The organism is Methyloversatilis sp. (genome assembly GCF_030696805.1).
In the GTDB taxonomy this organism is placed as follows: Bacteria; Pseudomonadota; Gammaproteobacteria; order Burkholderiales; family Rhodocyclaceae; genus Methyloversatilis.
The window spans coordinates 78,679-86,526 of sequence record NZ_JAUYRO010000103.1; the positions used below are offsets into that span (position 1 = coordinate 78,679).

The 7,848-nt window shown below is 64.9% G+C and carries 10 protein-coding genes; 5 read left to right on the forward strand and 5 right to left on the reverse strand.

The annotated features are described in order from the left end of the window. Positions 1-28 precede the first annotated feature (28 nt). Both Q8R75_RS17400 and purB read right to left on the reverse strand, forming a co-directional pair. On the reverse strand, positions 29-349 hold the full coding sequence (locus tag Q8R75_RS17400; RefSeq protein ID WP_305611900.1) for a DUF2322 family protein: 321 nt from the start codon (positions 347-349) through the stop codon (positions 29-31). An 8-nt stretch (positions 350-357) separates the two neighbouring features. After that, the gene (gene purB, locus Q8R75_RS17405) at positions 358-1,725 is read right to left on the reverse strand and encodes an adenylosuccinate lyase (RefSeq protein ID WP_305611901.1); all 1,368 of its coding nucleotides are present in this window, start codon (positions 1,723-1,725) and stop codon (positions 358-360) included. 150 nt (positions 1,726-1,875) lie between these two features. Here purB and Q8R75_RS17410 point away from each other — a divergent pair, with 150 nt between their 5' ends. Beyond that, positions 1,876-2,484 (forward strand): glutathione S-transferase, encoded by a 609-nt coding sequence (locus tag Q8R75_RS17410; protein ID WP_305611902.1) that lies wholly within the window; start codon positions 1,876-1,878, stop codon positions 2,482-2,484. Between the two features lie 16 nt (positions 2,485-2,500). Here Q8R75_RS17410 and mnmA read toward each other — a convergent pair whose 3' ends face one another. The 3 genes from mnmA to Q8R75_RS17425 are packed head-to-tail and all read right to left on the reverse strand — an operon-like array spanning position 2,501 to position 4,657. Then, a complete protein-coding gene (gene mnmA / locus Q8R75_RS17415; protein ID WP_305611908.1) occupies positions 2,501-3,637 on the reverse strand; it encodes a tRNA 2-thiouridine(34) synthase MnmA in 1,137 nt (378 codons plus the stop codon). After that, a complete protein-coding gene (locus Q8R75_RS17420; protein ID WP_305611903.1) occupies positions 3,624-4,202 on the reverse strand; it encodes a hypothetical protein in 579 nt (192 codons plus the stop codon). Before Q8R75_RS17420 ends, mnmA begins: the two co-directional genes overlap by 14 nt. Then, complete coding sequence (locus tag Q8R75_RS17425) at positions 4,202-4,657, reverse strand: NUDIX hydrolase (protein ID WP_305611904.1); 456 nt, start codon at positions 4,655-4,657, stop codon at positions 4,202-4,204. Before Q8R75_RS17425 ends, Q8R75_RS17420 begins: the two co-directional genes overlap by 1 nt. A gap of 96 nt (positions 4,658-4,753) precedes the next feature. Between Q8R75_RS17425 and Q8R75_RS17430 the strand changes: the two genes are divergently transcribed. The 4 genes from Q8R75_RS17430 to Q8R75_RS17445 are packed head-to-tail and all read left to right on the forward strand — an operon-like array spanning position 4,754 to position 7,346. After that, entirely contained in the window at positions 4,754-5,674 is a 921-nt protein-coding gene (locus Q8R75_RS17430; RefSeq protein WP_305611906.1) for a branched-chain amino acid transaminase, read from the forward strand. Positions 5,675-5,692: 18 nt separating this feature from the next. Then, positions 5,693-5,905 carry a zinc-finger domain-containing protein gene (locus Q8R75_RS17435; protein WP_305626577.1) on the forward strand — a complete coding sequence of 71 codons (213 nt, stop codon included), beginning with the start codon at positions 5,693-5,695 and terminating at the stop codon, positions 5,903-5,905. Positions 5,906-5,916: 11 nt separating this feature from the next. Beyond that, a complete protein-coding gene (locus Q8R75_RS17440) occupies positions 5,917-6,348 on the forward strand; it encodes a nuclear transport factor 2 family protein (protein WP_305614927.1) in 432 nt (143 codons plus the stop codon). 32 nt (positions 6,349-6,380) lie between these two features. Beyond that, entirely contained in the window at positions 6,381-7,346 is a 966-nt protein-coding gene (locus tag Q8R75_RS17445; RefSeq protein ID WP_305614928.1) for a hydrolase, read from the forward strand. Positions 7,347-7,848 lie beyond the last annotated feature (502 nt).

Below are 7,848 nucleotides of genomic sequence, written 5' to 3' on the forward strand. Positions count from 1 at the left end.
TATCGCTGCGGCTCGCGGAAGAGACCGCTCAGGGCTTTGCGAACACCTGCTTCACGCGCAAGGTCTGATTGCCCTCGACGAGCGAGATAAGCCGGTCGATGTTCGGGTGCTTTCCCGGATTGGTGCGCGCGTCAAGGGTGTGCTCGCCATACAGAGCCAGCCCCTGCTTCGATGCATCCGGAGTGATCGCACCATGCAACTGCGCGAGGTGGTTGTACACCGCAAGCGACCCAGCCTGGCCGGGCTTGTTTTCGATTGTCGCGACCAGCTCTCCGGCGGCGTCGATCAGTTGCAGGGCCGCCAGATGCGACACGCCGGGCAGGGTTTTGAGGGTTTCGGCAAAACTCATGATGTTCCTCAGATGGCGCCAGCCAGACGGGCCGCGTCGCCGATGTAGCTGGCGGGCGTCATCGCAAGAAGGCGTTCGCGCTCTGCCGCCGGAATATCGAGACCGCCGATGAACGTCTGCAGCGCTTCGCGCGTGATGCCGCGGCCACGCGTCAGTTCCTTCAGCTGTTCGTAAGGATTGGGCACACCGTAGCGGCGCATCACGGTCTGTACCGGCTCGGCAAGCACTTCCCAGCAGGCGTCGAGATCGGCAGCCAGCGTATCCGGCTCGGCCACCAGCTTGCCCAGCCCGCGCGACAGCGAATCCAGCGCCAGCACGGTGTAGCCGAAGGCCACGCCCATATTGCGCAGCACGGTCGAATCGGTCAGATCGCGCTGCATGCGCGACACCGGCAGCTTGTCCGACAGGTGGCGCAGCAGTGCATTGGCCAGCCCGAGATTGCCTTCAGCGTTCTCGAAATCGATCGGATTCACCTTGTGCGGCATGGTCGAGCTGCCGATTTCGCCAGCCTTCAGCTTCTGGCGGAAATAGCCGAGCGAGATGTACATCCAGAAGTCGCGTGCGGCATCAAGCAGGATGGTGTTGCTGCGCGACATGGCGTCGAACAGTTCGGCCATCGCATCGTGCGGTTCGATCTGGATCGTGTACGGATTGAATTCCAGTCCGAATGACTCGATGAACACCCGGTTGAACTGCGACCAATCGACGTCCGGATAAGCCGACAGGTGGGCGTTGTAATTGCCGACTGCGCCATTGAACTTCGCGGTCAGGCTGACTGCGGCGACGCGCGCCCGGGCGCGCATCAGGCGGGCGGCAATGTTCGCCATTTCCTTGCCCAGCGTGGTCGGGCTGGCCGGCTGACCGTGCGTGCGCGACAGCATGGGCAATGCGGCGAATTCGTGTGCCATGGCGCGCAGCGAGGCGATCACGCCATCGAGCGCCGGCAGCAGCGTATCGGCGCGCGCCTCGCTGAGCATCAGCGCGTGCGACACGTTGTTGATGTCTTCCGAGGTGCAGGCGAAGTGGATGAACTCGGACACGCCGGTCACTTCGGCGTTGTTCGCCAGCCGATCCTTGAGCCAGTACTCCATCGCCTTCACGTCGTGATTGGTGCGCGCCTCGATCGCCTTGATCGCGGCGGCGTCCTCGACGCTGAAATTGCGTAACACTGCGTCGAGCTCGTCCAGCGTCGACTGCGAGAAGGCGGCGACTTCGCCGATCTGCGCATCCGCAGCCAGCGCGCACAGCCACGCGATTTCGACGCGTACGCGGTTGCGGATCAGGCCGAACTCACTGAAATGACCTCGCAAGGGATCGAGTTTGGCGGCGTAACGACCGTCGAGCGGCGACAGCGCGGTGAGGGTGTGGGCACTCATGAAGAACCTGCGGGAAGAAAGGAATGGAAGGCCACGGAGTGGATCTGCCCGGGCAGCGCGGCGCGAATTTTATCATGCACCGCATGATGGCCCCGCCTCGCGGGAACGGCCCGGACGCTATACTCGGGTGATCTTCCATCGGTGCTGTCCATGAAACTCGTCGGTTCCTACACCAGTCCTTATGTGCGCAAGGCGCGCGTGGTGCTTGCAGAAAAGAAGATCGACTGCGAATTCGTGCTCGACTCGCCCTGGCTCGAAGGCACGGGCGTCCCGGAGGTGAACCCGCTGGGCAAGATTCCGGTGCTGGTACTCGATGACGACACCTGTCTGTTCGATTCGCGCGTGATTGTCGAGTACCTCGATGGCGTGGCGCCGAACAACAAGTTGCTGCCCTCCACCGCTCGCGAACGCGCGCTGGTCAAGCGCTGGGAGGCGCTGGCCGACGGCATGACAGATGCTGCCGTCGCCATCGTGCTGGAAGCGCGCCGCATGGTAAGCGAACAGAACGCAAGCTGGGTTTCGCGCCAGCGCAGCAAGATAGACCGCGCACTGAACACGTTGGCGGCCGATCTGGGCGACAGCGCGTGGTGCCACGGCAACAGCATTTCGCTGGCCGACATCGCGGTCGGCTCGGCACTCGGCTATCTGGACTTCCGCTTCCCGGAGCTGGATTGGCGCGAGCGCCACGCGAACCTTGCCAAGCTGCAGGAAAAACTGATGCAGCGCCCGTCACTCGCCGAAACCGTACCGGTCGAGTAAGGCCTGCGCCGACCGATCAGTCCGTACTGCCTGCGGCGGTGATGACGCCGCCGCCCAGGCAGACCCGGCTCTCGTAGACCACCACACTCTGGCCTGGCGTCACCGCCCACTGCGCTTCGGCGAAAGCGATGTCGCAGCGCGAAGCATCGACCGCATTGATGCTGCAGGGCGCGTCAGCCTGCCGGTAGCGGGTCTTTGCCGCATACACCCAGTGCGTATGCGGCAGCTCGCCCGACACCCATGACAGGTCGCCCGCCACCAGCCGTTCGGACAGCAGTGCCGGGTGATCATGGCCGCGCACCACGTACAGCACGTTGTTCGCCATGTCCTTGCGAACCGCGTACCACGCGTCGTGTTCACCGGCGTCGTCCGCCATGCCCTTCAGCCCACCGATACCCAAGCCCTTGCGCTGACCTATCGTGTGATACATCAGGCCTTCATGGCGGCCGAGCACGCGCTCGGTATCCAGATCGCGGATGTCGCCCGGGGTGACCGGCAGGTAACGCTGCAGGAATTCGCGGAACGGCCGCTCGCCGACGAAACAGATGCCGGTCGAATCCTTCTTGCCCGCATTGGCCAGCCCCGCGTCGGCTGCGATGCGGCGCACGTCGCGCTTGGGCAGGTGACCGACCGGGAACAGCGTGCGCGACAGCTGGGCCTGGTTCAGCCGGTGCAGGAAATAGCTTTGGTCCTTGTTGCCGTCTTCGCCCTTGAGCAGCTGGAAGCGGCCCTGAAACTCGCGCACCTGGGCATAGTGGCCGGTGGCGATGCGGTTTGCGCCGAGCTGCATCGCGTGGTCGAGAAAGGCGCTGAACTTGATTTCGGCGTTGCACAGCACATCGGGGTTGGGGGTGCGACCCGCCTGGTATTCGCGCAGAAAGCCCGAAAACACACGGTCCTTGTACTCGGCCGAAAAATTCACCACCTCGAGGTCCATGCCGATCACGTCGGCCGCCGACACGGCGTCAATCAAATCCTGCCGGGTCGAACAGTATTCGTCGGTGTCGTCGTCCTCCCAGTTCTTCATGAACAGGCCGACCACCTTGTAACCGGCGCGCTTGAGAAGCAGCGCCGATACCGACGAATCGACGCCGCCCGACATGCCGACGACCACGGTTTCACCCGGTTCGGCCGCTGTTTCAGCGCCGTGCATTCCAGTCATCCGGATATCCCCCATCCTTCCAGTGTTCCATGTCCATCACGACCGGCGGTTCGCCGTGGTCGCGAAACCAGGTGTCGACCGCGTAACGACGGCCGCTTCCAGTGTCTTCGATCACCGCAGTGAAGTGCTGCATGATGACCCAGCTGGTGCGCCGCGCGATCTCCAGCACCCGATGATGCCGCAGGGCGCCCGCTTCCCGCAGCAGTTCAAGCATGACGGTGGTGGTGTGCGCGTGGTCGATGCAGTCCATGCGCCCGTGGGCGCCCAGATCAAGGTAGTCGCCGGCACGGTCGGCGCCGATCGGCGAGTGCTCGCCTGCCCAGCGGTACATGCGCGCGATCACCCACTCCAGCTGCTCGCGTTCGCCGGCGGCGTCGGTCGCCTTGAGCATTTCACCGACCAGCACGTTGCGTTGCTCGGGCGCAAGGCTGACCGCCTGCACGACGAGGCACCCGTAGTTGTAGCAGATGTCGAGTTCGAGGCCCTGCGCCATGCCCGGCGCCGCCTGAACCTGCAGCGCACTGCACAGCACCACACCCGCCAGCAGTCGCCGCATCAGGAAAAGTGCCGTACGACCGCCAGCGGCAGGCGCACGTCGGCCAGCCAGTCCTGCACGCACGCCCACACCAGCGGGCTGCGATGGCGCTCGCGACTGGCTTCGATTTCTTCGGGCGTCATCCAGAAGGCGCGCACGATGCCGTCGTCCAGCGCGCGGCCGGCGATCTGCTCGCCGCTTTCGCCCGAAAACGCAAAACGCAGGTAGGTGACTTCGCCGTCGGGCCGGCGCCATTGATAGACACCAACCAGCGCCTGCGGCACGAAAGGATGGGCGGTTTCCTCCATCGCTTCGCGGGCACACGCCTCGACCAGCGACTCGCCCTCTTCCAGATGTCCGGCCGGCTGGTTCAGCATCAGCCCCTTCGACGTTTCCTCTTCCACCATCAGGAAGCGGCCCCGGCACTCCATCAGGGCAGCCACCGTAACGTTGGGCTTCCATATGCGTTCGCTCATCCGTGGATTTTAACGCGTGCCACTGCGATGACCGTCGCCGTACTGCGCGCATCAGCTAAAATCGCGCGCTTATTGCAATCCACTGGAGTGTTTCTCATGTCGATGGCCGACCGCGACGGTTTTATCTGGTACGACGGCAAGATGGTGCCCTGGCGCGAGGCCACCACCCACGTACTGACCCACTCGCTGCACTACGGTCTGGCTGTCTTCGAGGGTGTGCGCGCTTACCACACCGAAATCGGTACCGCGATCTACCGCCTGAAGGAACACACGGACCGGCTGTTCAATTCGGCGCACATCTACATGATGAAGATGCCGTACAGCCGCGAGGAAATCATGGAAGCGCAGCTTGAAGTGGTGCGCGCCAACAAGCTGGAATCCTGCTATATCCGGCCGATCGCCTTCTTCGGCTCGGAAAAGATGGGTATTTCGACGCGCGGCGCCTCGGTGCATGTGTCGATCGCGGCCTGGCCCTGGGGCGCCTACCTCGGCGAGGACGGCCTGAAGAAGGGCATCCGGGTCAAGACCTCGTCCTTCTCGCGCCACCACGTCAATGTGTCGATGTGCCGCGCCAAGTACTCGGGCACCTACGCCAATTCCATCCTCGCCAACATGGAAGCGACCGACCTCGGTTACGACGAGGCGCTGCTGCTCGACGTCGATGGCTTCGTCGCCGAAGGTGCAGGCGAAAACCTGTTCGTGGTGAAGGACAACAAGATCTACGAACCGGAAATCGCCTCGGCGCTGGTCGGCATCACGCGCGCATCGGTGATCGAGATCGCCGCCGAATTCGGCTACCAGGTGGTGTCGAAGCGGCTGACACGCGACGACATCTACACCGCCGACGAGGCTTTCTTCACCGGCACCGCCGCCGAAGTGACACCGATCCGCGAACTGGACAACCGCGTCATCGGCAGCGGCACGCGCGGCCCGGTCACCGAAAAGCTGCAGGCGCGCTTCTTCGACATCGTCAATGGCCGCGCGCCCGAGTACCACCGCTGGCTGACCAAGATCTGAACCCGGAGCACATCTGCCATGAACCAAGCCGTGAGTGATTCAAGCCGCGACCGCGCCCGCGATGTCGAAGTGGGCGCGAGCGATCTGCCGCTGCACTGTCCGCTGCCCGGCGCACCGCTGTGGGCGCGCCATCCGCGTGTTTTCCTCGACGTGACCAAGACCGGCGAGACTGCATGCCCGTACTGCGGTACGCGCTACCGCTACAACGGCCCGGCGCCCGCCGGCCACTGAGCCCACTGTCCATGGAAATGCCCCGCAAGGCCTTTTTCGCGACGCCTCAGGAAGCCGAAGCGGCCTTTTACGAAGCACGCGCGCGGGGCGACATCGAAGCCATGATGGCGGTGTGGGGCGACGAGGACGACATCATCTGCGCACTCGCCGGCTGCCCCCGCGCCAGCGGCTACGAAGAAGTGCGCGACGCCTGGCGGCGCATGTTCGCCGGTACCCGGGTCGATGTACGGGTGATCAACGCGCAAATCATGCAGGGTGTGCTGCAGTCCATCCACAGCCTGAACGAACAGTGCAGCGCCGCGAGTGACCGCGCTGCGCGTCCGCTGCTCATCGTGACCAACGTCTATCTGCGCGGTCCGCTCGGCTGGCACATGGTGCTGCACCACGCTTCGGCCGCCCCGGCAGCACAGGAGACGGCGGGCCCGCCGAAAATACTCCACTGAGTACTCCACTGAGTGCTTCACCGAGTCCTGCACTGAGCGTGTCGCCGCCCCGCTTCCGGCCCGCGCTCTGGTTGCCCGGCGGCCATGCGCAGACGATCTGGCCCCGCTTCATCCTGCCGCCGCTGCCTGCACTGGCACGCGAGCGCATCGATACGCCCGACGGCGACTTCATCGATCTGGACTGGCTGCCGGTGCGCGAACATCAGCCGTTGGTCATGCTGCTGCACGGCCTGGAAGGCAGTTCGGAAAGCCATTACGCGCGGGCGCTGATGGGTGCCGTCGACGCGCGCGGCTGGAACGGCGTGGTGGTGCATGCGCGCGGCTGTTCCGGCGAACCGAACCGGCTGGTACGCGCCTATCACTCGGGTGACAGCGCCGAGCTCGACTGGCTGCTGCCGCTTGTGGTGCCGCGCATGCAGGGACAGCCGGTGCATGCGGTCGGCGTGTCGCTCGGCGGCAATGTGCTGTGCAAGTGGCTGGGCGAGCATGGGCACGCGGCATCGCAGTGGCTGCGCAGCGCGGCGTCGGTCTGCGCACCGGTCGACCTGGGTGCCGCCGGCCGGGCGCTCGACCAGGGTTTCAACCGTGTCTACACGCAGTATTTCCTGCGTACGATGAAGCCGCGTGCGCTGCACAAGGCCGCGCTGTTTCCGGGCGTGCTCGATGCCGCAGCGATCGCCGCCAGCGCGTCGATCAAGGCGTTCGACGACGCCGTCACCTCGCAGCTGCACGGCTTCCGCGATGCTGACGATTACTGGACGCGCTGCTCGGCGCGCCCGCTGCTGCGCGAGGTACGCGTGCCGCTGTTGCTGCTGCAGGCGCTGAACGACCCGATGGTGCCCGACTGGTCGCTGGCCACGCCGCAGATGCTGTCGTCCGACGTAGTGCCCGAATACACCGCACAGGGGGGCCACGTCGGCTACGTGAGCGGTGCGCCGAAAGGTCATCTCGACTGGCTGCCGCAACGGCTGCTGCACTTCTTCGAGCACGGACGCTGACCGGAGCGCATGCCGGGGCGCCGCCGGGGTTTCGGCGAGGAAGGCCCCCCGCGAAAACCTTGATGGTTCAGCTTTTCGCGGAGACGGACCCTGTTCGCGATGCGCACTCCGATCACACGACACGCTATGTTCGGAGACCGCGATCGCCTGCAGGGGCGGAGCGGGGGTTTCGGCGAACACGGCTCGCCGCCCGTGGAGCCGGTCGGCCATGCAGGGCCGACCGTGGGACGGCTCCTGCGAAAACCGGGCAATCCACGAAACCGATGGCGATGTTCTCCGGAGCGGACCCTGTCCGCGATCCGTATGTTGATCATGCGCTGCCGCGTGTCCGAAGACCGGATCGCCTGCAGGGCAGGCTCCTACGAAAACCGCGACGGCCTCGCAACGGGCGACGTTTTTCGTAGGAGCGGACCCCGTCCGCGAGCCGTAGGTTGATCATGCGCTGCCGCGTGTCCGAAGACCGGATCGCCTGCAGGGCAGGCTCCTACGAAAACCGCGACGG